The 23,151-nt window shown below is 69.5% G+C and carries 21 protein-coding genes; 6 read left to right on the forward strand and 15 right to left on the reverse strand.

Annotation, left to right across the window (positions count from 1 at the left end; genetic code table 11):
* Nucleotides 1-29: 29 nt before the first annotated feature.
* Nucleotides 30-209, reverse strand: coding sequence for a 30S ribosomal protein THX (locus C9I47_RS12355; RefSeq protein ID WP_111267009.1), 180 nt, complete (start codon nucleotides 207-209; stop codon nucleotides 30-32).
* A 413-nt stretch (nucleotides 210-622) separates the two neighbouring features.
* Nucleotides 623-1,045, reverse strand: a complete 423-nt coding sequence (locus C9I47_RS12360; RefSeq protein WP_111267010.1) for a MerC domain-containing protein — start codon at nucleotides 1,043-1,045, stop codon at nucleotides 623-625.
* 80 nt (nucleotides 1,046-1,125) lie between these two features.
* On the opposite strand from C9I47_RS12360, the gene C9I47_RS12365 reads away from it, so the two are divergent.
* The gene (locus C9I47_RS12365; RefSeq protein WP_111267011.1) at nucleotides 1,126-3,342 is read left to right on the forward strand and encodes a TonB-dependent receptor; all 2,217 of its coding nucleotides are present in this window, start codon (nucleotides 1,126-1,128) and stop codon (nucleotides 3,340-3,342) included.
* A gap of 55 nt (nucleotides 3,343-3,397) precedes the next feature.
* Here C9I47_RS12365 and C9I47_RS12370 read toward each other — a convergent pair whose 3' ends face one another.
* The 3 genes from C9I47_RS12370 to gltX form a co-directional block, all read right to left on the reverse strand.
* Nucleotides 3,398-4,021 (reverse strand): hypothetical protein, encoded by a 624-nt coding sequence (locus C9I47_RS12370; RefSeq protein ID WP_145985514.1) that lies wholly within the window; start codon nucleotides 4,019-4,021, stop codon nucleotides 3,398-3,400.
* A gap of 99 nt (nucleotides 4,022-4,120) precedes the next feature.
* Complete coding sequence (locus tag C9I47_RS12375; RefSeq protein ID WP_111267013.1) at nucleotides 4,121-4,606, reverse strand: transcriptional repressor; 486 nt, start codon at nucleotides 4,604-4,606, stop codon at nucleotides 4,121-4,123.
* Nucleotides 4,607-4,615: 9 nt separating this feature from the next.
* Nucleotides 4,616-6,022: a glutamate--tRNA ligase gene (gene gltX, locus C9I47_RS12380; protein WP_111267014.1), complete on the reverse strand. Its 1,407-nt coding sequence runs from the start codon at nucleotides 6,020-6,022 to the stop codon at nucleotides 4,616-4,618.
* Nucleotides 6,023-6,163: 141 nt separating this feature from the next.
* On the opposite strand from gltX, the gene lpxH reads away from it, so the two are divergent.
* Both lpxH and C9I47_RS12390 read left to right on the forward strand, forming a co-directional pair.
* Nucleotides 6,164-6,898, forward strand: coding sequence for a UDP-2,3-diacylglucosamine diphosphatase (gene lpxH / locus C9I47_RS12385; protein ID WP_111267015.1), 735 nt, complete (start codon nucleotides 6,164-6,166; stop codon nucleotides 6,896-6,898).
* A gap of 11 nt (nucleotides 6,899-6,909) precedes the next feature.
* Complete coding sequence (locus C9I47_RS12390) at nucleotides 6,910-7,503, forward strand: hypothetical protein (protein ID WP_145985515.1); 594 nt, start codon at nucleotides 6,910-6,912, stop codon at nucleotides 7,501-7,503.
* Between the two features lie 17 nt (nucleotides 7,504-7,520).
* Here C9I47_RS12390 and C9I47_RS12395 read toward each other — a convergent pair whose 3' ends face one another.
* From C9I47_RS12395 to folC, 5 genes are all read right to left on the reverse strand, one after another.
* Nucleotides 7,521-8,327 (reverse strand): ferritin-like domain-containing protein, encoded by an 807-nt coding sequence (locus tag C9I47_RS12395; protein ID WP_111267017.1) that lies wholly within the window; start codon nucleotides 8,325-8,327, stop codon nucleotides 7,521-7,523.
* A gap of 92 nt (nucleotides 8,328-8,419) precedes the next feature.
* Nucleotides 8,420-9,889 (reverse strand): amidophosphoribosyltransferase, encoded by a 1,470-nt coding sequence (gene purF, locus C9I47_RS12400; RefSeq protein ID WP_111267018.1) that lies wholly within the window; start codon nucleotides 9,887-9,889, stop codon nucleotides 8,420-8,422.
* Nucleotides 9,890-9,955: 66 nt separating this feature from the next.
* Nucleotides 9,956-10,819 carry a CvpA family protein gene (locus tag C9I47_RS12405; RefSeq protein ID WP_111267019.1) on the reverse strand — a complete coding sequence of 288 codons (864 nt, stop codon included), beginning with the start codon at nucleotides 10,817-10,819 and terminating at the stop codon, nucleotides 9,956-9,958.
* Nucleotides 10,820-10,859: 40 nt separating this feature from the next.
* Entirely contained in the window at nucleotides 10,860-11,816 is a 957-nt protein-coding gene (locus C9I47_RS12410) for an SPOR domain-containing protein (protein WP_111267020.1), read from the reverse strand.
* 163 nt (nucleotides 11,817-11,979) lie between these two features.
* On the reverse strand, nucleotides 11,980-13,251 hold the full coding sequence (gene folC / locus C9I47_RS12415; protein ID WP_223250125.1) for a bifunctional tetrahydrofolate synthase/dihydrofolate synthase: 1,272 nt from the start codon (nucleotides 13,249-13,251) through the stop codon (nucleotides 11,980-11,982).
* Nucleotides 13,252-13,475: 224 nt separating this feature from the next.
* On the opposite strand from folC, the gene C9I47_RS12420 reads away from it, so the two are divergent.
* Nucleotides 13,476-13,700: a DUF6289 family protein gene (locus C9I47_RS12420; protein WP_111267022.1), complete on the forward strand. Its 225-nt coding sequence runs from the start codon at nucleotides 13,476-13,478 to the stop codon at nucleotides 13,698-13,700.
* A 73-nt stretch (nucleotides 13,701-13,773) separates the two neighbouring features.
* On the opposite strand, the gene C9I47_RS12425 is transcribed toward C9I47_RS12420, so the two are convergent.
* A complete protein-coding gene (locus tag C9I47_RS12425) occupies nucleotides 13,774-14,421 on the reverse strand; it encodes a histidine phosphatase family protein (protein WP_111267023.1) in 648 nt (215 codons plus the stop codon).
* Between the two features lie 4 nt (nucleotides 14,422-14,425).
* Nucleotides 14,426-15,991 (reverse strand): phosphoglycerate dehydrogenase, encoded by a 1,566-nt coding sequence (serA, locus tag C9I47_RS12430; protein WP_111267024.1) that lies wholly within the window; start codon nucleotides 15,989-15,991, stop codon nucleotides 14,426-14,428.
* A gap of 296 nt (nucleotides 15,992-16,287) precedes the next feature.
* Between serA and C9I47_RS12435 the strand changes: the two genes are divergently transcribed.
* Nucleotides 16,288-16,689 (forward strand): DUF3224 domain-containing protein, encoded by a 402-nt coding sequence (locus C9I47_RS12435; protein ID WP_111267025.1) that lies wholly within the window; start codon nucleotides 16,288-16,290, stop codon nucleotides 16,687-16,689.
* A 1,120-nt stretch (nucleotides 16,690-17,809) separates the two neighbouring features.
* Nucleotides 17,810-18,037 (forward strand): DUF6289 family protein, encoded by a 228-nt coding sequence (locus C9I47_RS12440; RefSeq protein ID WP_111267026.1) that lies wholly within the window; start codon nucleotides 17,810-17,812, stop codon nucleotides 18,035-18,037.
* A gap of 76 nt (nucleotides 18,038-18,113) precedes the next feature.
* Here the strand turns inward: C9I47_RS12440 and C9I47_RS12445 are convergent, their stop codons facing one another.
* From C9I47_RS12445 to C9I47_RS12455, 3 genes are all read right to left on the reverse strand, one after another.
* Complete coding sequence (locus C9I47_RS12445) at nucleotides 18,114-20,285, reverse strand: S46 family peptidase (RefSeq protein ID WP_111268128.1); 2,172 nt, start codon at nucleotides 20,283-20,285, stop codon at nucleotides 18,114-18,116.
* Between the two features lie 62 nt (nucleotides 20,286-20,347).
* Nucleotides 20,348-20,767, reverse strand: coding sequence for a MerC family mercury resistance protein (locus C9I47_RS12450; protein ID WP_111267027.1), 420 nt, complete (start codon nucleotides 20,765-20,767; stop codon nucleotides 20,348-20,350).
* 171 nt (nucleotides 20,768-20,938) lie between these two features.
* Complete coding sequence (locus C9I47_RS12455; RefSeq protein ID WP_111268129.1) at nucleotides 20,939-23,104, reverse strand: S46 family peptidase; 2,166 nt, start codon at nucleotides 23,102-23,104, stop codon at nucleotides 20,939-20,941.
* Nucleotides 23,105-23,151: the final 47 nt, after the last annotated feature.

Here is a 23,151-nt window from a genome sequence, read left to right on the forward strand (position 1 = left end):
CATTCGCCGCTCGCGGCGAGGCGCCGCGCTTACTCCTTGGCGGCAGCCTTCTTGGCGACGACCTTCTTGGCCGGCGCCTTGGAAGCCTTCTTCGCCACCGGCGACGACGCCGAGCCGGTCGCCTTGGTCACGGCCGTGTGCGAACGGGCGTTGCCGTAGCTGGAGTTGTAACGCTTGCCCTTGGCGGTCTTGCGGTCGCCCTTACCCATGTTCCGTGCTCCGAATCTGTCGTGAGTGTGTTGTTGGTGACGCGCCGTCGGCGAGGATGCGCTGTCGGGATACGCCATCAGGCGTGACCGTCCATTCTAACACGCGAACCGGCGCGTCCGGAGGCTGTCGCCCCCACGCCCGCCGGGACTGCCCCCTCCCTCGGACGGCCCTGGGCAGGGAGGGCGGATTTGCGCAGCCAATCCCGGAATCGATCCGGATGCCGTGCGTCCGGGGCACAGCAGCGCGGTCAGGGCCTGACGAACCCCAATCGGCGCGAGAGCAGCCCCAAGCCCCCCCTTGGTAAGGGGGGGCGCCCCGAAGGGGCGGGGGATCGGAGGCGCGAGGCCGGGGCCCGGGATTTGCGCAGCCAATCCTGGCATTGATCCGGATGCCGTGCATCCGGATCAATGCATCAATGCGCGCAGGACGCGTCGTGGACGTGGCCGTGGTTGAGTCTGAGGTTGGCCAGGTGGGCGAGGCCGACCAGGGTGCCGCCGAAGGTCATCGCCACCGCGTGCGGCAGCAGTGCCTCGTGCAACGGCCGGTACAGCACGCCCGCCCACAGCACCAGCAGGCCCGGGATCAACAGCGACAAGGCCCGCACCGCACGGTGCCGGCGATACCCCCAGACCACGCTGAACAGCCCCAGCCCGGTCGCGAACACCACGAAGGCCAGCTCGAAGCCGTCGTCGAACCAGCCGGTCACGCCCAGCGACGGCAGGGTCGCGATCAGCACCGGCAGCAACGCGCAGTGCACCGCGCACAGCAGCGAGCCGACCGCACCGACGCGATCGAGAAGATGGTGGAAGAACGAACGGATACGTGAGGGGGGCATGACGTACGGCAGGGGCTGGATCTCGAATTGTTATAGTATAACATTCCGATCATCCCGGTACGTCACTTTAGCTCAAGCCCATGCATTCCAACAGCCTCCCGCGTCGCCTTCCCCTCTCACTCGCCCTCGCCGCTGCGCTGATGGCCGGCTCTCCGCAACTGCTTGCGGCCACCGACAGCGCGACCGCGCAGGACCACGACCACGAAGCCGTGGACCTGAACGCAGTCGAAGTACGGGCCACGCCGCTGGCCGGGACCGCCGAGGACCTGACCCGGCCGGTCGAGATCCTGGCCGGCGACAAACTCGACGAAGCCAAGGCCAACTCGCTCGGCGAGACCGTATCCAAGCTGCCGGGCGTGCAGTCGACCTACTTCGGTCCCGGCGTCGGCCGGCCGATCGTGCGCGGCTTCGACGGTGCGCGCGTGCAGGTGCTCAGCGACGGCCTCGGTGCCGGTGACGTGTCGACGGTCAGCGTCGACCACGCGGTCAGCATCGAGCCGTTCCTGGCCAACCAGATCGAGGTGCTGAAGGGCCCGGCCACCCTGCTCTATGGCAGCGGCGCGATCGGCGGCGCGGTCAACGTGATCGACGGCCGCATTCCCGAGGCGGCGACGGCGAGGCCGCTGGAAGGCCGCGCCGAGCTGCGCGCCGGCACCGTCAACGACGAGAAGACCGGCATGGTCCGCCTCGACGGCACCTCGGCCGGGGGCAATCTGGTGTTCCATTTCGACGCCCTGCACCGCGAGACCGGCGACTACGACATCCCCGGCTTCGCCGAGAGCGAGCACGCCCACGAAGACGATCACGACGACGGCCATGACGATGACGGGCACGAAGAGGAAGGCGTGCGCGGCACCCTGGCCAACAGCGCGGTGCGCACCGACGCCGGCGCGCTGGGCGTGTCCTGGGTCGGCGAGCGCGGCTTCCTCGGCGTCGGCGTCAGCCTGTTCAACACCCGCTACGGCGTACCCGGCCACTCGCACGGCGAAGAAGACGGTCACGACGACCACGGGCACGACCACGACGACGAAGAGCACGAGGAGGAGGGACCGGTCCGGATCGTGATGGACCAGCGTCGCGCCGAGCTGCGCGGCGGGCTCAACGACATCGGCCCGTTCGTCTCCCTGCGCGGCAAGCTCGCGCATACCGACTACACCCATACCGAGTACGAGGGCGAGGAAGTCGGCACCGTGTTCGACAACGACAGCACCGAGGCGCGACTGGAGCTGGTCCACCGACCGGTGCTGGGCTGGGACGGCGCGATCGGCCTGCAATGGGCGGACCGCGACTTCAGGGCGATCGGTGAGGAAGCCTTCGTGCCGGCCTCGAAGTCGCGCGACACCGGCCTGTTCTGGATCGGCCAGCGCGAGTTCGGCGACCTGAAGTTCGAGCTGGGCGCGCGCCACGACCGCAACAGCATCGACATCGATGCCGCCACCGCGATCGGCCCCGACCGCGACTTCGACACCACCAGCCTGTCGGCATCGATGCGCTGGAACATCAGCCCGGACTTCCACCTGTCCTTCGGCCTGGATCGCGCCCAGCGCGCACCGACCGCCGAGGAGCTGTACTCCAACGGCCTGCACGTGGCCACCGCCAGCGTCGAACTGGGCAACCCCGATCTCGACGTGGAAACCGCCAACCGCGCCGAATTGGGCCTGCACTGGCATGCCGGGCCGTTCAAGCTCGGCGCCTCGGTCTATCACGCCCGCTTCGACGACTTCGTCTACCTGGCCGACACCGGCATCGACGACGGCGGCCCGGTGCGGGTGTGGACCCAGGACGACGCGCGCTTCAACGGCGCCGAGGCCGAGGCCAGCTGGAACTTCGCCGACAACGCCAGCGGCAGCTGGGACCTGCGCGTGTTCGGCGACGTGGTGCGCGGCGAGCTGAGCGGCAGCGGCACCCGCGCGGTCGATGTCTCGGTCCCGCACGGCGACCACACCCACGACTACACCGTGGACCTGGCCCGCGGCGGCAACCTGCCGCGGATCGCGCCGTCGCGCGTCGGCGGCGAACTGCGCTGGGCGATGGGTGCCTGGCGCGCCTCGATCGGCGCGACCCGCTACGCCGAACAGGACGACGTCGCCGAGCACGAGGAGCCGACCCCGGGCTACACCCTGGTCGATGCTCACGTGGCCTGGCATCTGGACACCGCATCCGGCGGCGCCTGGGAGGTGTTCGTGGACGGCAGCAACCTGCTCGACGAGGAAGCCCGCGCGCACACCTCGTTCCTGAAGGACCTGGCCCCGCTGCCGGGACGTGGCGTCGCCTTCGGCGTGCGCGCGTTCTTCTGATCCGCCACCGGCCACGATCCGCGGGCGCCGCCACAAGGTGGCGCCCGCATTGCGTTCAACGCCCCTGCAGCACCTCGTGCAACCCGGGCCGGTAGTCGGCGCCGACACAGTCGTCGCGGCGCTCCCGGATCGCCTGTTCGGTGCAGGTGTCGCGGCCCCCGAACAGCCCGAGCAGGGTCCGCGCGACCCGCGAGTCCTCCTTCAGCTTCTCGACCGCGTCGCCGTCGGTGGCCCAGTCGTCGGCGAAACGGGTGCGGCGCGGGTCGAGCGAAGCGCGCGACGCCAGCGGATCGGGGCGGTCGAAGCCAATCGGCTCGCGGCGCTCGGGCACCGACAGATCCAGCGGACGACGCGGCGTGGCAGGCTCGCTCGAGGCCGGCAGGAACACCGCCGAGATCCCGCGCGTGGCGGATGGTTCCGGCGACGCCACCGCCTCGGCTGAGCGCCGGACGGTCACCGGCGATGCCGCAACCGGCGGCGCCGGCTCCCGCAGTTCGGAAGACCTGGCGATGAAATGCACCTGCAGCACCGCCTCCTCGTCGCGGTCGACGGCCAGCGGCGGCGGCTGGATCTGGAACCGGAACAACAGCCACCACGACGCGTACAGATGCAGCGCGGCAACGAAGGCCATCAACGCGATCCGCGCCAGCGACTCCTGACTGCTACCACGGCTGCGCATCCATGCTCCGGTCCCGGGGACGACCGGCGCACTCTAGCCGGCGCCGCCGGCGGCGTGGTTAGGAAATCGTTGCCGCGACAACGGCGGCCGGATTGCGGTTCAGCCCTTGCGCGCGCAGTCGGCGCAGACGCCGTGCACTTCCAGCGTCTGCGCCTGCGGCACGAAGCCCAGCGCGCGTGCGCGCCGGTCCAGCGAAGCAACGATCTCCTCGTCCTCCAGCTCGGTCGCCGACTGGCACTTGTCGCAGATCAGGAACGGCACCGCATGCGCCTCGGAACCGGGATGGTGGCAACCGACGAAGGCATTGATCGAGGCGAGCTTGTGGATGAAGCCGTGTTCGAGCAGGAAGTCCAGCGCCCGGTAGACCGTCGGCGGCGCTGCCGAATCGTGGGTCGCCTTCATCTGGTCGAGCAGGTCGTAAGCCTTGACCGGACGCCCGGCGTCGGCGATCAGGCGCAGCGCGTGGGCGCGGATCGGGGTCAGGCGCAGGCCGCGTTGCCCGCACAGGCGCTCGACCTCGCGCACGAAACCATCGGCATCGTGCACGTGGTGCTTGGGATCGGTGCAGGCGTGCGACTCGCTCATGGCCCAGATCTAGGTCCCTTCGGGCAATTTTGCAAGCGCGGCGTCGATCCGCGCCAGCGCCTCGTCGCGGCCGCACAGATAGACAGTGTGACCGATGTCGGGGCTGACCTGGGTGCCGGTGACCGCCACCCGCATCGGCTGGGCGACCTTGCCCATGCCGATCTCCAGCGCCTGCGCGGTCGCCTGCAGCGCGGCGGTGATCGCCTCCGCGTTCCACTCCGGCAGCGCGGCGATGCGCTGGCGCGCCTCGGCCAGCGGCGCGCGCGCCTTCTCGCCCAGGTGCTTGGCGACGGCCGCGTCGTCGTACCCGGTCAGCGGACCGAACCAGACCCGCGCGCGCTCGGCCATCTCCTTCAGGGTCTGCACGCGGTCGCGCAGCGCGATCACGATGTCGGCCGCGGCAGGGCCCCGGGCCGGGTCCAACCCCTGCTCGCGCAGGTGCCAGTCGAGATGCTTGGCCACCTCGGCCGGATCGTCGCTCTTGAGGTACTGCTGGTTCAGCCAGCCGAGCTTGGCCGGATCCAGCCGCGAGGCCTTGGCATTGACGTCCTTGAGGTCGAACAGCCCGGTCATCTCGGCGATCGAGAAGATCTCCTGGTCGCCGTGCGACCAGCCCAGCCTCACCAGATAGTTCAACAGCGCGTGCGGCAGGTAGCCCATCTCGCGGTACTGCATCACGTCGGCCGCGCCGGTGCGCTTGGACAGCTTGGCGCCCTGCTCGTCGAGGATCATCGGCAGATGCGCGAAGTGCGGCACCGGCGCCCCCAGCGCCTGGTAGATATTGATCTGGCGCGGAGTGTTGTTCACGTGGTCGTCGCCGCGCACCACGTCGGTGATGCCCATGTCCATATCGTCGACCACCACCGCGAAGTTGTAGGTCGGGTAGCCGTCGGAACGGAAGATCACCAGGTCGTCGAGCTCGTCGTTGCTGATCTCGATACGGCCCTTGACCTTGTCCTCCCAGACCACCGACCCGCCCTGCGGATTGCGGAAACGGATCACCCGGTTGGGGTCGTCGCGGTACCCCAGGTCGGCATCGCGCGCGGCGCCGTTGTAGCGCGGCTTCTCGCCGGCGGCCATCGCCGCCTCGCGCATCGCTTCCAGCTCTTCCTTGGTCTCGTAGGCGTAGTAGGCGGTGCCGTCGGCCAGCATCTTCTCGGCGACCTCGCGGTAGCGCTCCAGCCGGGCGGTCTGGTAGACCGGCCCCTCGTCGTAGTCCAGGCCGAGCCAGTCCATCGCCTGCAGGATCGCGTCGATCGCGGCCTGGGTACTGCGCTCGCGATCGGTGTCCTCGACCCGCAACACGAACTGGCCGCCGTTGCGGCGCGCTTCCAGCCAGCAGTACAACGCGGTTCGGGCGCCGCCGATGTGCAGGTAACCGGTGGGGCTGGGGGCGAAACGGGTACGGGTGGTCATGCGGGATTGGGACGGCTGCGAACGGATCGGCCATTTTAGCCGGTTGCAGGCGGGCGGTCGCGGGCAACCTGTTGACGATCGCCGGCGGCGAAGCCCGCCTCGCGCCGCCGGCCGGCATCGGGCAGACACTACAATGCGCGCATGACCACCCTCTTCGTTTCCGACCTTCACCTCGACCCCGAGCGTCCGCGCATCACCTCGCTGTTCGTCGACTTTCTCCGCGGCGAGGCCCGCCGGGCCGATGCGCTGTACATCCTCGGCGACCTGTTCGAGGCCTGGGTCGGCGACGACGACCCCTCCGAGACCGGCGCCACCGTCGCCGCCGAGACCCGGGCGCTGGCCGATGCCGGCGTGCCGGTGTTCTTCATTCGCGGCAATCGCGACTTCCTGCTCGGCGACGCCTATGCGCGCCGCGCCGGCATGACCCTGCTGCCCGACCCCTCGGTGATCCTGCTGTACGGCCGCCCGACCCTGCTGATGCATGGCGACCTGTTGTGCACCGACGACACCGCCTACCAGCAGTTCCGCGCCCAGGTCCGCGATCCACGCTGGCAGGCGCAGTTCCTGTCGCAGCCGTTGCCGGCGCGGCTGGCGTTCGCGCAGCAGGCGCGGGCGGCGAGCCAGGCCCACCAGTCCGGGCTCAAGGACCAGGGCACGATGGAGACCATCACCGATGTCGCCGCGGCCACCGTCGAGGACACCCTGCACCGCTTCGGCATCGACACCCTGATCCACGGCCACACCCACCGCCCGGCGATCCACGAACTCGACGTCGACGGCCGTGCCTGCCGTCGCATCGTGCTGGGCGACTGGTACGAACAGGGCTCGGTGCTGCGGGTGACGCCCGACGGCTTCGCGCTGGAACATCTGCCATGAGGACGCTGTCGATGGCGGTGTGCGCGACGCTATTGGGTGTCGCCTGCAGTCATACGCCCCACCCCGACGGCGTGGACAGCGTCGAGATCGTCAACGGTCGCCAGATCCGCGATAGCGACCAGGCCGAGGTGATCGGCAACGGCCCCCATCGCTACTGCTTCGAGTTCTGGCCGCCGGCCGCCACCGCACCTGCTGCGCGGACACCGTTTGCCCTGGCGCTGACCGGCGAGGTGCCGTTGCCGGCGGAACTGCATGTCTATCAAGGCGTCACCGACGCGCATGGCCGGACCCCGGTATTCGCACTGGACCGTCCCGTGGAACCCGGCGCCTGGCGGCTCACCGGCCGCCTCGGCGAGGGCGAGTTCGGTGACGTCATGCGATTGCGGGCCTCCGACGGCACGCCCCAGGCCGGCAGGTCGTACCTGCTGGTCATCTGCAGCGCGTCCCCGCAATGGCATCGGGGCAGGACGGACACGGCCGGCCGCACTGTCTACGCCGCGGCCCCGCAACCCGAACACATCATGCTCAACGCGGATCCCGAAACGGCCTCGAAACCCGATGAGGTCCGCGCGCTCGAGCTGTGCGGCGGTTCCGCCGATCGATGAGGCACGATGGCGGCCGCTCAGCCGCCACTGGCCTGCTCCAGCACCGCCAGCTCGTCCTCGTCGAAGCCGGCCATCAACCGTGCCTCGAGATTGAACGGCCCATGCAGTTGCCCGCTCGCGTATTCGCGCAACAGTTCGCGGAAGCGTGAGCGCGGCTCGACGCCACCCTGCCGGCAGTACCAGCGATACCAGCGCGAACCGGCGGCGACGTGGGCCACCTCCTCGCGCAGGATCACCTCCAGGATGTCAGCGGTCGCGTCATCGCCCAACGCGCGCAACTTGACGATCATGCCCGGGGTCACGTCCAGCCCGCGCGCCTCCAGCACCCTCGGCACCAGCGCCATCCGCGAAAGGCCGTCGTGCGCGGTCTTCTCGGCCATCTCCCACAGCCCGTTGTGGGCGTCGAAGTCGCCGTAGTCGCGGCCGAGTTCGCGCAGGCGCGCGCGCAACATCGAGAAATGGCGCGCCTCGTCGGCGGCGACCGACACCCAGTCGGCGTAGAACGCATCGGGCAATCCGCGGAAGCGGTAGACCGCATCCCAGGCCAGGTCGATCGCGTTGAACTCGATATGGGCGATCGCGTGGATGAACGCCGCCCGCCCCTCGTCGCTGCCGAGCCCGCGCCGCGGCAACTCGCGCGGATGCACCAGCTGCGGTCGCGCCGGCCGGCCCGGCATCCGGATCGGTTCCGGCGACGGCGCGGCGGCGTCGATCGGCCGCCCGCCGTCGCCGAAGGCCTGCGCGTGCGCAAGGGTCAGGGCGAGCTTGTCGTCGGGTGCGCCGGCATCCAGGCAGGCGCGCGCAGCGTCGAACAGCGACGTCATGCCGGCGAGGTCATCGTTGCGTGATCGTCATTGCGTGATCATCGTGGCGTGAAAATCCGCGACCGACGGATACGCGCCAGGCGCCGGCGCCATCAGGACGCGCGACGCTGGGCCTTGGCATCGTCCGAGCGCAGGTGCTTGATCCGCTCGAAGTAGTCGTCGGCGGTGCCGGTGACGTACTCGCCGTTGAAGCAGGAGGAATCGAAGCGCGCGATCCGCTGCTTGGGTCCCGACACCGCCTGCTCCAGGTCGCTCAGGTCCTGGTAGATCAGCCAGTCGCAGCCCAGGATCGCCTCGATTTCCTTCTCGTCGCGGTCGTAGGCGATCAGTTCCTCGCGGGTCGGCATGTCGATGCCGTAGATGTTCGGATGCCGCACCGGCGGCGCCGCCGAGGCCAGGTAGACCTTGCGCGCGCCGGCCTCGCGGGCCATCTGCACGATCTGCTGGCTGGTGGTACCGCGCACGATCGAATCGTCGACCAGCAGCACCACGCGGTTGCGGAACTCCAATGGGATCGGGTTGAGCTTGCGGCGCACCGATTTCGCGCGCTCGCTCTGGCCCGGCATGATGAAGGTGCGGCCGACGTAGCGGTTCTTGATGAAGCCCTCGCGGTACTTCACTCCCAGCACGTTGGCGACCTCGAGCGCGGCGTCGCGCGAGGAATCGGGGATCGGAATGACCGTGTCGATGTCGTGGTCCGGCCGCAGCCGCAGGATCTTCTCGCCGAGGGTCTGGCCCATGCGCATGCGCGCCTTGTGCACGGAGACGTCGTCCATCATCGAATCCGGGCGCGCGAAGTAGACGTACTCGAACATGCACGGCGTGTGCGGCACCTCCTCCGAGCAGGGCTGGACGAACAACCGGCCGTCCTCGGTGACCACCACGCCCTCGCCCGGACGCACATCGCGCACGCGCTCGAAGCCGGTCAGGTCGAGCGCGACCGATTCGCTGGCCACCGCGTACTCGTCGCGACCGTCCTTGTGCCGCTTGCCCAGCACCAGCGGACGGATGCCGTGGGGATCGCGGAACGCGACCAGGCCCAGGCCCAGCACCGCGGCGACCACCGCGTAGCCGCCGACGCAGCGCCGGTGCACGCCCTCGATCGCCTTGAACACCGCCGCCGGGCTCAGCGCCTTCTGGGTGTCCAGCTCATGGGCGAAGACGTTCAGCAACACCTCCGAGTCGGACTCGGTGTTGACGTTGCGGCGGTCCTGGGCGAACACCTCGCCGCGCAGCGCCTCGGTGTTGACCAGGTTGCCGTTGTGGGCGAGCACGATGCCGAACGGCGAGTTCACGTAGAACGGCTGCGCCTCGTCCGAGCCCTCGCTGCCGGCGGTCGGATAACGGCAGTGGCCGATACCGATGTTGCCGCGCAGCAGCTGCATCGAGACCTGGTCGAACACGTCGCGGACCAGACCGTTGCCCTTGTGCACGCGCAGACGCGTGCCCTCCGCGGTCGCAATGCCGGCCGCATCCTGGCCGCGGTGCTGGAGCACCGTAAGTCCGTCGTACAACTGTGCCGCGACGTCGTTCTGGCCGACGATACCGATAATGCCGCACATGGCGCGTGTGTCCTGCTGGGGAGTGAATGACTTGCTGTGGCCCCGGCATCCGCCGCGACCGCTGGATTACCTGGATGGCGACGGCCGCGAGGAAGGGCCGTCGACCGCGGCCGGATCATAGGTCTGGCCGCCGCTGGCGGCGTCGACGTTGGCCGGATCCACGCCAGGCGTCGCGGCTTCCTTCTTCGGCGTCCGGCCGAGCTGCGCCGGGATCAGTCCCTGCAGATCCTCGAGTCCGTCGATCTCCGGCAGCGGCAATTGCATCGGCTGTCCGCCGGATGGTCCGACCGGCCGTCCGGCGCCACTGCCGGCCATCTGCTCGCTGAGCGAACGCAGCAATTCGTTCGGGTCCTGGCCGCCGAGCATGTCGCCGCCACCGGTCATCGGCGCCAGCACCTGGCTGTGCTGCCGCAGGTTTTCTCCGGACAACGGACCGGGGCCGTTGAAGCTGACCTGGCCGGCGATCGCCGCCGGCAACAGGTCGCGCAGCCAGCGCGCGCCCGGCTCGAACATCGGAATGGTCTGCGAGCGCCGCCACTGGGTATCGCCCGGCAGCGAGGTGAACCCCATCAGCAGCACCAGCGCGCAGGCGAACAACATGCCGCGCACCAGACCGAACGCGAAGCCCAGCCCGCGATCCATCCCCGACAGGCCGACCGACTCCAGCACCCGCCGGACGAACCAGCTCAGCAACTTCACCGACACCAGCACGGTGGCGAAACACAATGCGTAGCCGCCGACCACGTAGCCCATGCCCGGGCTGGCGGTATCCGACAGCATCATCGCCGCGTCGTCGCCGAAACCGTATGCCACCGCGCCGGCGAGCACCCAGGAAATCAACGACAGCACCACGCCGACGAAGCCCCGCATCAGGCCCAGCAGGGCCGACACCACCACGATCGCGATCAAAACCCAGTCGATCGCCGTCATGACCCGGCCCCTGTCGTCGTTGCCATCGGAAAGCTCCTTTTCACGGATGTGGCCGCACGATCCCGGCGATCCCGAGCCTGGCGGCGACCTGCGCCTTCAGCTGCTCGGCCTCGGCGCGGCTGGCCACTGGACCGACCCGTACTCGGTTGAGCACACCCTTGTCGGTCCTGATCTGTTCGATGAAGGCGGTGAAGCCCGCCGCGCGGGCGCGGTCGCGCAGCTTGCCGGCCTCCTCGGCATGGCTGAAGGCGCCCAGTTGCACCGCGAAACCCACCGTGGCGGCGGCCGGGGCCGCCGGCTTGGTTTCGGTGGCGGCCGGAGCCCGCGGCGCGGGCGCGGACTCGGGGTCGGCGGCGCTCTGGCGCGGCGGCTCCGGCGTGGGCGCGGCGGCGACCGGCTCGGCCGGCGGCTTCGACTGTGCCGGCGTCGCGGCGTCGGCGTTGAGACTGACCACCCGCGCGACGACCCCGCTGTGCACGCCGGTCGCGCGTACCCGGGCGGCCTCGGCATCGGCCTGGGTCGCGAACGGCCCGATCCGCACGCGGTGCAGGGTGCGGCCGTCGCTGGCCGTCACCGTTTCCTGGTATGCGGGCAACTGCGCGCCCTTCACCGCGACGATCACCATGTCGGCATCGCGCGAACTGGAATAGGTGCCGAAGTTCACCGCGTAGTCGCCGCCGGCGACCGCGGCCGGCATCATCGTGCCGTCACTGGCGGCGTCGGCGGCATCCGCGACGTCGGCGTCGACGGTCGGCAAGCGCTCGGCCCCGTCGCCGGACTCCATCCCGACCACGCCGCCCGCGGGGGCGTCGCCCGGCGTCACCAACGGCAGTTCCCGGGTCTCGAACTCGCCCTGCGGCGCTTCCGGCGCCTCCAACGGAACATCGGTCACCCCGCTCTCCGGGGCCGGGCCCTTGATCAGCATCGGCAGGAAAATCACGGCGAGTGCGACCAGGACGATCGCACCGATCATGCGCTGTTTCAGGGCAGGTTCCACTAGGCAGGTCCAGGAGGCTGTTCGGGGTCCCGCAGGCCAGGACGATTCGCGGCACGATTATACCCCCCGCCCGTCCGCACCCCAGCCCGGCGTGTGTGGCGCGGTTCAGTCGCCCGCTCCCTGGCCCTCCGGGCGACGGCCGGAAACCTCGGCGGGGCCGCCCTCAGCCCAATGCCCGAAGCGCCGCCGCCGCGGTGTGGAAGGAGCCGAACACCAGGATCCGGTCGCCCGGTCGCGCGTCGGCCCGTGCCGCCGCGATCGCGGTGGCGACGTCGGCCCGGCACGGCGCGTCCGCCGCGGCGGTGGCGGCCAGACGCGTGGCGAGTACTTCGACCGCGCCGCCACGCGGCCCCGCATCCGGCAGGCCGGCCAGGTACCAGGCGTCGACCGTATCGGCGAGCGCCCCGACCACGCCGGCGGCGTCCTTGTCCTCCAGGGCCGCATAGACCGCGAGCGTGCGGCCGCTGGCCGGCTGCGCCCGCAGCCATTCGGCCAGGCCCCGCGCCGCCTGCGGGTTGTGGCCGACGTCGACCAGCACGTCGACGCCGTCGCACTGGAAACGCTGGCAGCGCGCGATCGCCGCCGCCGCGGCCACCCCGGCGGCAAAGGCCTGCTCCGGCAGCGTGCCGGGCGGCTCCGGCAACGCCCTGAGCGCGGCGATCGCGACCGCGGCATTGCGCAGCTGCATCGGCCCGGCCAACGCCGGCTGCGGCAGCGTCAGCTCGACGCCGACCTCGCGCCAGCGCCAGCGGCCGTCGGCGGCCGGCGCCGGCTCGAAGAAGAAATCGCAGCCGATCCGCAGTGCCGAGGCGCCGATCGCATAGGCATGGCGCAGCACGCTGGACGGCGGGTCGTCGTCGCCCAGCACCAGCGGTTTCCAGCCGCGCGCGATCCCCGCCTTCTCGCGGCCGATCGACTCGCGGTCCTCGCCGAGCCAGTCCTGGTGGTCGATGTCGACCGTGGTGATCACGGCCACGTCCGGGTCGACGATGTTGGTCGCATCCAGACGGCCGCCGAGACCGACTTCGAGGATCGCCAGGTCGAGGTCGGCCTGTTCGAACAACCGCAGCGCGGCCAGGGTGCCGTACTCGAAATAGGTCAGCGTGACCTCGTCGCGCGCCGTCTCGACCGCTTCCAGCGCGGCCACCAGCGCGGCATCGTCGGCATCGGCGCCATCGATGCGTACCCGCTCGTTGTAGGCCAGCAGATGCGGCGAAGTGTAGGCGCCGACCCGCCAGCCCGCGGCGCGCGCGATCGCCTCGACGAAGGCCACTGTCGAGCCCTTGCCGTTGGTGCCGGCGACGGTGATCACCTGCCGCGCCGGGCGGCCCAGCCGCATCCGCGCGGCGACCTCGCGTACGCGCTCCAGGCCCATGTCGATGGCCTTGGGGTGCTGCTTCTCGATGCGGGCGAGCCAATCGGCGAGTGAGGCCACGCGTTGCTCCTGCGCAGACGCCGCGGGTCCGCGGCGGATGGGTGAATGACGGTCACATGGCCGGTGCGGCTGGCCGCACGGTTCGAGCATGTGGAACGCCGATTATCGCGGAACTCACCCGGTCTTTACGCATCCGCCGTCGCCACTGCCAAGAATCGGCCGGTCGGTCGATCGGCCGGCACCCACAACAACGAAGACCGCATACAAGGAGAAGCAGGATGCGCATGCAACCGCGTAGCAAGTGGATCATCGGCCTGGGCCTGGCCGCCGCCATCGTCGCCGGCGTCGCCGTCGCCAAGCCGCTCAATGGCGAGATGGGCGTCTACCTGGACGACGCCGGCAATGTCGTCGGCACCTACCAGGTCAGCTGCGACGGCGTCTTCAGTTACAGCGGCACCCGCACCTCGAACTCGGTCGCCAACGGCCACCTGTTCTGCAATCTCCCCTGAGCCGGTACCGCCATGACCGCAACGGCCGCCATGTTCCGCATGGCGGCCGTTGCGCTTCCCGCGCGCGCGCAGCCTACAGTGCGCGGTGCACGGCCTCGCCGAACAACGCGGTGTGATGGCCGCAGTCGTTGAGGCGGACGACGTCCAGGCTCTCGATACGATCGCCTTCCAGCAGGTTCAGCGTGGTCGGGGCCTGACGGAATCCCCACAGTCTCCGGAACGGGATCCCGAGCAGATGGCAGAGGATCACCCGGTTGACCGCGTCGTGGGCGACCACCAGCAGGGTGTCGTCGGCCCCCAGTCCCTCGCCGGCACGGACCAGGGCCGGCCAGGCGCGGTCGAACACCTGCTGCAGCGATTCGCCGCCGGCACCGGGCATCTGCACCGTCTCCGGCGCTTCCCGCCAGGCGCGCAGGCGTTCGGGGTCGCGCGCGCGGATCTCGCCGGCGAGCAGCCCCTCCCACTCGCCATGGCCGATCTCCATCAGTCCCGGATCGGTGTCGAGCAGGCCGGCACGCTCGCCGAGCGCGAACTGCGCGGTGACGCGCGCGCGCGACAGCGGCGATGCCACCGCGCGGGCGATCGACAGCTCGCGCAGGCGTTCGCCCAGCGCGCGCGCCTGTGCTTCGCCGACCGGCGACAGCGGGATGTCTTCCTGGCCCTGGTAGCGGCCTTCGGCGTTCCACGGCGTCTCCCCGTGGCGGGCTAGCAATACGCGCATCGGTTCACACCTGGTGGAGGGACAGGACGCCGGGGATCGCGCGCAGCTCGACCAGCTCCGCATCGGAAACCGCACGGTCGACGGTGATCGCCGCGCGCGCCTGACCGTCGCCGGCCGCGCCGAGCGCGAAGTTGACGATGTTGACCCCGGCCGTGCCCAGCTTCGAGCCGACCGTGCCGATCATGCCCGGGCGATCCTCGTTGCGCATCAGCAGCACCGGCGCGAGCGGGTCGAACTCGATCTCGACGCCGTCCAGGCGCACCACCCGCGGACCGCGGTGCAGGGTCGCCTCGACCTCGCGGGCACGGTCGCCGTTCTCGATCCGCACCCGCAGCAGGCGGTCGAAGCCGTCGCCGTCGCCGCCGACCGTCTCGGCCACGGTCAACCCGCGCGCGGCGGCCTCGTGCAACGCGTTGACCGGGGTCACCCGTCCCGACGCGGTCCCCATCAACGCCGCCACCAGCAGGCGGGTCAGCGGACGCGTATCCAGGCCCTCGGTGCGGCCGGCGTAGGTGACATGCAGACGGGTCGGCGCCGGCACCAGCCGGGCCGCCAGCCGGCCCAACGCCGACATCAGCGGCATCCACGGACCGACCTCGCGCGCGGCCTCGGCGGTCAGCGGCGGCAGGTTGACGCAGCCGGCGACCGCGCCGGTGGCGGTGAAATCGATGATCTGGCGTGCCAGGATGGTGCTGACTGCCTGCTGCGCCTCGCTGGTCGACGCGCCCAGATGCGGGGTCAGGATCAGCCGCGGATGCGCGCGTAGCGGCGACTCCACCTGCAGCGGCTCGGTGGCGAAGGTGTCCAGCGCGGCGCCGGCCAGATGGCCCTCGTCGAGCAGGGCCAGCAGCGCGGCCTCGTCGACCAGGCCCCCGCGGGCGGCGTTGATCAGGTAGGCGCCCTTCTTCATCGAGCGCATGCGCGCTTCCGACAGCAGATGGGTGGTGTCCTTGGTCCGCGGGATGTGCAGGGTGACGATGTCGGCCCAGGCCAGCAGCTCGTCCAGGCTCTTGAGCGGCACGCTGCCCTTGGCGGCGGCCCCGGCCGGCAGGAACGGGTCGTGCGCGGCGACCTCCATGCCGATGCCGGCGGCCTTGCGCGCGACCGTGCCGCCGATCCGGCCCAGTCCGATCACGCCCAGTTTCTTGCCCTCCAGTTCGAAACCGGTGAGTCCGGCCTTGGGCCATTCGCCGGCCTTCATCCCGGCGTCGGCGCGCGGGATGTGGCGGGCCAGCGCGAACAGCAGCGAGATCGCGTGCTCGGCGGCGGCCAGGGTATTGCCGTCGGGCGCGTTCATCACCGCGATGCCGCGGGCGGTGGCGGCATCGACGTCGATGGTGTCGACGCCCGCGCCGGCCCTGCCGATCACCTTCAGCTTCGCCGCACTGGCCAGTGCGCTGGCCGGCACCTTGGTCGCCGAGCGCACCAGCACGGCGTCGAAGTCGGCCAGGGTATCGGCCAGGACCTCGGGATCCTTGATCGGTTCGGGGGCGATTTCGACCTCCCATCCCGCGTCGCGGAACAGGTTGAGGCCGTCTTCATGGATGCCATCGCAGGCCAGGACTTTCATTTCGTGCTCCAGTGGGTGGAATGACCCGCGGAACACATGCAGCCGGCACGCTGGACGGATTGGACCGCGCCCGTCGGGCACGGCTGGACCTGTGGCAGGGCCTGCAGGTCGGTCGATACGGCCCGGGCTTGAGGCCTGGACGGTACCTTCGGTCGGGAAACGGGGCCGGCTGGCATGGGAATCCGCGATGTCGAGGAGGCTAGCAGACTGGTGCGGCGATGCAACAGTTGCGTTGGAAACCGCCGCTTGCCGGGTCAAGATGCCCTCTCCCAACCCAGAACCACGGAGTGCGATCGATGGACAGGCAGGTCAAGGGCGAGTTCGAAGTCAGCGCCACGCCGCAGGGCATGCTCGATCTCGGTGGCGAGGCCCAGACTCGCCACGTGCGCTTCGACAAGCGCTTCCAGGGTCCACTGGAGGCGACCGCCGTGGTCCACATGCTCGCCGTCGGCACCGCGGTCGAAGGCTCGGCGGCCTATGTCGCGATCGAGCGCATCGAGGGCACGCTCGACGGCCGTCGCGGCAGTTTCGTGACCCAGCACAACGGCACCCTGGAGCGCGGCGCTCCGAGCCTGTCGCTCACGGTGGTGCCCGACTCCGGCGACGGCGAACTGGTCGGCCTGCGCGGCCGTATCGCGATCGATATCGTCGATGGCAGGCATTTCTATACGTTCGACTATTCGTTGCCGGCGGGGTAGCCGCAGCAGCACAGCTTGTCCTGCGGCGGCGGAAGTTGATATTGCCCCTCGGCGCACAGGCTCGTGTTCGCTGAATCAATGGCAAAGGCTTCCGCCTTCGGCGGGTTCCTTTTGTCTTGCAAAAGGAGCCAAAACCGCCCGCTCCCGACGCCCGCCGGGACGGCCGCGCCGTCCCGGCAACCGGGCATCGTCCAAGGTTTCTTCTTCTTGGATCAAGATCAAAGGCTTCCGCCTTCGGCGGGTTCCTTATTGTCTTGGCAAAAGGAACCAAAACCGCCGGCTCCTGACGCCCGCCGGGTCGGCTGCGCCGTCCCGGCAACCGGGCATCGTCCAAGGTTTCTTCTTCTTGGATCAAGATCAAAGGCTTCCGCCTTCGGCGGGTTCCTTTTGTCTTGGCAAAAGGAACCAAAACCGCCCGCTCCTGACGCCCGCCGGGTCGGCTTCGCCGCCCCGGTCCCCTGTGCGCCTCGAGGCCGGCGGCACGGCGCCCAAACTCGCTGCGCTCAGACATGGGCGCCTCTACGGCCGCCGCCCCCTGCGGTGCGCGGCGGGCTTTAAGTCGCTGAAGGTCAAGGTCAACAGCCGACAGCCGACAGCAACGGGCGCTCTTGAACTTGCTGGCACTCGGACAGCCCACACCGGTCGCAGACCCGGAGGGCGGCGCGCAGGGACGCGCGCCGTTTTTCGGTCGAGCCAGGGATGGCGAGTCGAAAAATCCCGGAAGGCACTCCGCTCATGATTGTGCTCCGTCGGGGAGGCCCTTTCTTTTGGCGACTTTTCTTTGGGCCAGCAAAGAAAAGCCGCCCGCCGCCCTGGTGGCGGAAGCCTTTGATTCTTGCATTGAATCAATGCCCCTTCATCAAGGTCGGCAATCGATTTCGCCCGCCTTCGACATACGACGCCTTATCAGTGAGGCATACGAAGCATCCGCTTCCTTCCGGGCCACCCTGGCCCAGGCCCAGGCCCCAACCGCAACCGACCGCACAATTCGACGCACCGCCGCGGTCGCAAGTCACAGAACCGCAATCGCCCCAACCGTGGTCACTGGACACGGCGTGCCGCTACCCCGGCAATCGGCAGGCCGGCAATGACGCCGGCGCACCAACACAGGGAACGAACCATGCGCAGGAAGATCGTCTTGATGCTGGGGTTGGCCGCCACTGTCGCCGCGGGTGCGGCGATCGCCGCGATCGGCCCGACCGGACCCGGGCAGTTCTACTACTACTTCGACGATGCCGGACAGGTGGTCGGCTACAGCGCCATCCGTTGCGATGGCAGCCGCGAGAGTTGGGGCAAGGGCACGCACAACTACTCCGACGGCTACTTCCTCTGCGAACCGGAGATCTGACCCCGGCCGCAATGGCCTTGCGCCAACGCAGACGGGCCGGCGATGCCGGCCCGTCTGTGCATCCACGCGGGCGTCGTCACTCCTTCTCGGGCACGCCCAGCTCGGCCAGCACCTGCGGTGCCGGGAACACTTCCTGCATGATCCAGCGCATGTAGCGCTGATCGACGCCGATCACCCGGGTCATCGCCGGATCGAACACCCAGTTCGAGCTGACGCTTTCCCAGTTCATGTCGAACACCAGTCCGACCAGGCGGCCGTGCGCGTCCATCGCCGGCGAACCCGAGTTGCCGCCGGTGATGTCCAGGTCGGCCATGAAGTTGACCGGCACGGTGCCCAGCTTGCGGTCTTCCAGACCGCCGTAGTTCTTGGCCGCGATCGCGTCCAGCAACGTCTGCGGCGGATCGAACGGCGCCTCGCCGGTCGCCTTGGCCGCGATCTGCTCCAGCTGGGTGAACGGCGCCTGTGCGCTGCCGTCGGCCTTGGTGTAGCCCATCACGTTGCCGAAAGTGATCCGCAGCGAGGAATTGGCGTCGGGATAGACGTGTTCGCCCTTGCTCTTGCGGTAGTCGGCGACCGCCTGCAGGTACAGCGGGCGCGCCAGCAGCGCGTCGCCGGCGCGGGCCTTGCCCTCCTCCTCCAGCGCCAGCAGGGTCGGCATGATCGCCACCGCGAACCGGATCGCCGGATCGCGGCTCTTCTCGAATGCGGCGCGATCGGACTTCATCAGGTTGAGGCGGATGTCGGTGATGCCCAGGTCGGTCCTGGCGAGCTTGCCCAACGCCCGCTCGATCGCGCGCTCATCGTCGCCACCGAGCCATTCGTCGACCACCGCGACGCGCTGGTCCTGAGGCAACTTGAGATACTCGCGCAGCCAGTAGGCCTGCAGCTGGCGATCCATCTTCGGCTCGTAGCGACGCTCCATCTGCCTCAGGCCGCCTTCGAACGCCGGCAGGTCGCGTTCCTGGTAGCCGGGTTCGCGCTCGGCATCGGGCTTGGCGCGCTCGATCGACAGGCGATAGAGCTGGACCGCGGCGCCGATCGCGCCGGTACGGCGCAACTGGCCGAACACCAGGTCGCGTTCGCGATGGGCGCGGGCCTGCTCGTCGAGCTCGACCAGGCGGGCGTGGGCGTCCAGCGCCGGCTTGCCCTTCTCGCCCTGGCCACGCAGCCACTCCAGCACCGCCGCTTCCTCGGCCTGCTTGGCCGCGGCGGCATCGATGCGACGGAAGCCCTCCAGCTGGCCGTCGTAGTTCTTCATCGCGTTCTGCCAGCCACGCACGGTGCTGGCGTACTTGACCGCGACATCGGGATCGTCCTTGCCGGCAGCCTCGACCAGGGCGATCAGGTTCTTGTAGTGCTGGCCGACGGTCGGATAGGTCCAGTCCGCGGTCTCGTCGAACTCCTCGGCAAGCGCGTAGCGCGCGGTGCGGCCCGGATAGCCTGCGACCATCACGAAGTCGCCGGGCTCGAGCGGACGGTCGGCGATCTTCAGCCAGTGCCGCGGCTGGTAAGGCACGTTGTCGTCGGCAAAGGCCGCCGGCTTGCCGTCCTTGCCGACATAGGCGCGGTAGAACGAGAAATCGCCGGTGTGGCGTGGCCACATCCAGTTGTCGACCTCGCCGCCGTAATTGCCGATGCTGCCCGGCGGCGCGTAGACCAGGCGCACGTCGCGGATCTCGAGGTTGCGGAACAGCCGATAGGTGTTGCCGCCGGCGAAGCTGTAGAGGCGGCAGCGGTAACCGTCCTCGGCCTCGCAATCGGCGACCAGCTGCTTCTCCACATTCTCCAGCGCGCGGGTGCGGCCCAGCGCATCGGGTGCGGCGGCGATCGCGGCGGTGACCTGTTCGGTGACGTCGCGGATCGAGTCCAGCGCGTAGATCCGCGCATTGGGGCCGGCCGAGACTTCGTCGCCCGGGGTCGGCGCATTGAAGCCGTCCTGCATCAGGTTGCGCTCGGGCGTCGAGTTGAGCTGGATGGCGCCATACGCGCAGTGGTGGTTGGTCACCACCAACCCCTGCGGCGAGACGAAGCTGGCGGTACAGCCGCCCAGCGAAACCACCGCGCCCATCGGATCGCCGGTCAGATCGGCCAGCTGTTCGGCCTTGAGCTTCAGGCCGGCCTTGCGCAGCGGCTTGGCGATCTCCGGCAATTGCTGCGGCACCCACATGCCTTCGCCCGCGCGGGCGTCTCCGGCGACTGTGCAGGCAACGAACAAGGTCGCGGCCATCGCCAGGATCGAATAACGCATCTGAAGCATCTCCCTACTGAACAGATCAATCGGCGAGTCTAGCCCGCGGGGTTTGGTGATGGTCAATCCGACGCCATGCGCCGGTTGCGGTAGGCGCCGGCATCCATCGCGATCCGGAGACGCCGGAACCAGTTCCAGACATGCGCCGCCGCCAGCGACAGGCTGCCGGCGACGGTGAGCACGGTCTCCCGGCTCTCGGTGGGCCAGCCGAGCGCACCGGCCAGCAGCGCCACCAGCCCGAAGCCCGCCAGCAACCACAAGGCCCATGGCAGCGGGCACTGGCGGTGCGAGCACCACAGCCCGGTCGCCGCCAGTGGTGCGGCCAGCGCCAACAGCAGCAGGTGCACCCAGGCGGCATCGGCGCCCGCGGCAAGCATCGGCAGGAACGCCGCCAATGCCGGCAAGGCGAGGCAATGCAGCAGGCACAATCCCGACAGGCCGATCGCAGAGATGTCGAACAACTGAAGCCCGGCAGACTTCATTGCAGATCGCTCCCACTCCATAATTGAAATGTTATAACATTTCAATTATGGAGTGGCCAGTGCCGATACTGGCGCGCGACTTGCCGCACCCGCGCCATTGCCCCCTCTCCGCCGCCACCTGCGGCGGCCACCCCTCCTCGGGCAGCCGCCGATGCCCCGGACGCAGGCGCGTCATTCGGCCGGCAGCCGCATCTCCTCCAGCAAGTGCGGCGCAGGATAGACCTTGGCCATCAGCCAGCGCAGATAGCGCATGTCGACGTGGATCGCGCGCTTGTAGCGCGGGTCGTACATCCAGCTGGCGCTGACCGCTTCCCAGTTGCTGTCGAAGTTCAGGCCGATCAGCCGACCCTCGGCATCCATCACCGGGGAACCGGAGTTGCCTCCGGTGGTGTCGAGGTTGGTCATGAAGTTGACGGTCTGGGTGGCCAGGCTCGGCTCGGCGGTGCTGCCGAAATCGCCCTTGGCGATCGCCTCCAGCAACGGCTGCGGCGCGTCGAAGGGTTCCTCGCCGGTGTGCTTTTCGACGATGCCCTTCACCGTGGTCAACGGCAGGTAGCGCACGCCGTCGCGCGGATCGAGGGTGCTGATCCGGCCGTAGCTGACCCGCAAGGTCGAGTTCGCATCGGGGTACACCGCCTCGCCGTTGGCGCGGCGATGGCCGATCAGGGTGCGCATGTAGGCCGGACGCAGGCGCAGCAGCTCGCCCTCGTGGGTCTTGTAGGCGTCTTCCAGCCGCAGGATCGCCGGCATCAGGCGCGCGGTCGCGCGCAGCAACGGGTCCTGCGAAGCCGACAACGTTTCTCGATCCGCCTGCATCGCCGCGACCCGCACCGTCTCGTCTCCGAATGAGGTGCCGGCGTACAGCGCGGCGACCGCGGCGCGCACCTGCTCCGGGGTGGTGCCGAACACCGCATCGAACTCGGCCAGGTGCTGGTCCGCCGGCAGCGCCTGGTATTGAAGCACCAGGTCGGTCAGCAGGGCCTGTTCGACCGCCGGCGCATAGCGGCGCTGGAGCTGGCGCAACTGGCCCTCGATCAAGGCCGTGTCGCGTTGCTGGTAGCCCGACTCGCGTTCGGCGTCGGGCCGCTCGCGTTCGATCGCCAGCCTCTGCACGGTCACCGCCGCGCGCAGCAACTGCGGCAGTCGCAGGATCGTGGTGACCAGTTGGTCGCGTTCGCGGGTCGCGGCGACCTCGTCGAGCACCGCCTGCGCGGCGGCGATGTCGGCACGGGTCGTGTCGGCGTCGTCCTGGCTGTCGAGCCAGGCCAGCATCGCCGCCTCGTCGGAACGGCGGGTGGCGACCGCGTCGCTGCGGCGCAGTCCGTCGAGCTCGCCCTGGGCGCGCTTGAGGCCGTTGAGCAGTCCGCGCAGCAACGAGGCGTAGCGCACCCGCGCCTCGCCGTCGTCGGCACTGGCGTTCTCGATCACCTCGATCATGCGCCGGTACAGCGCCACCCGCGAGGGCAGCTGCCAGTCGACCTGACCTGCGAATTCGGAAGCCATCCGGTGGCGGAAGGTGATGCCGGGATACCCGGCCAGCATCGCGTAGTCGCCCTGCTTGACGTTGCGGGTCGACACCCGCAGATGCGCCGGCGGATGGAACGGCACGTTGTCGGGCGAGTGATCGGCCGGGCGCCCGTCCGGACCGACATAGGCGCGCAACAGGGTGAAGTCGCCGCTGTGGCGAGGCCACATGAAGTTGTCGACCTCGCCGCCGTAGTTGCCGATGCTGCTCGGCGGCGCGTACACCAGACGGATGTCGCGCAGCTCGAGCTGCTTCACCAGATAGAAGTCGCTGCCGTAGTCCATGTTGGCGACGCTGCAACGCTGCGCCGGCATCTGCTCGCACTCGGCGACCGCAGCCTTGCCGGCGCTATCGACGGCGTCGAAGTAGGCGCGCCCGCGCTTGCCACGCGCGGCGGCCAGAACACGATCGGTGATGCGCTCGAATCCGGTGGTCACCAGCACCCGGTAGTCGGGATTGGCCGGCAGCTCGGTGGCACGATCGGCGGCGACGAAGCCCTCGGCGATCAGGTCGCGCTGCGGCGAACTGTTGTACTGGATCACCCCGAAGGCGACGTGGTGGTTGGTCAGCACCAGACCGTCGCCGGAGACGAACGCACCGCTGCCGCCGCCAACCTTGACCACGGCGTTCATCGGCGGCTGCGCCAGCTCGCTCAGCGCTTCGGGCCGGCCCTCGAAGCCGGCCGCCTTCATCTGCGCGGCGATGTCCGGCAGTTGCGAGGGCATCCACATGCCCTCGTCGGCGTGCGCGGCTCCGGTGGCGGAAACGATCAGCGCGGACGCGAGGGCGGGCAACAACAGACGGTGGCGCATGGTCGATCCGTTCATCAGTCCGTCAATCCGGCACAGGGAAGCCGGAC

This window comes from Marilutibacter maris, assembly GCF_003233695.1.
In the GTDB taxonomy this organism is placed as follows: Bacteria; Pseudomonadota; Gammaproteobacteria; order Xanthomonadales; family Xanthomonadaceae; genus Marilutibacter; species Marilutibacter maris.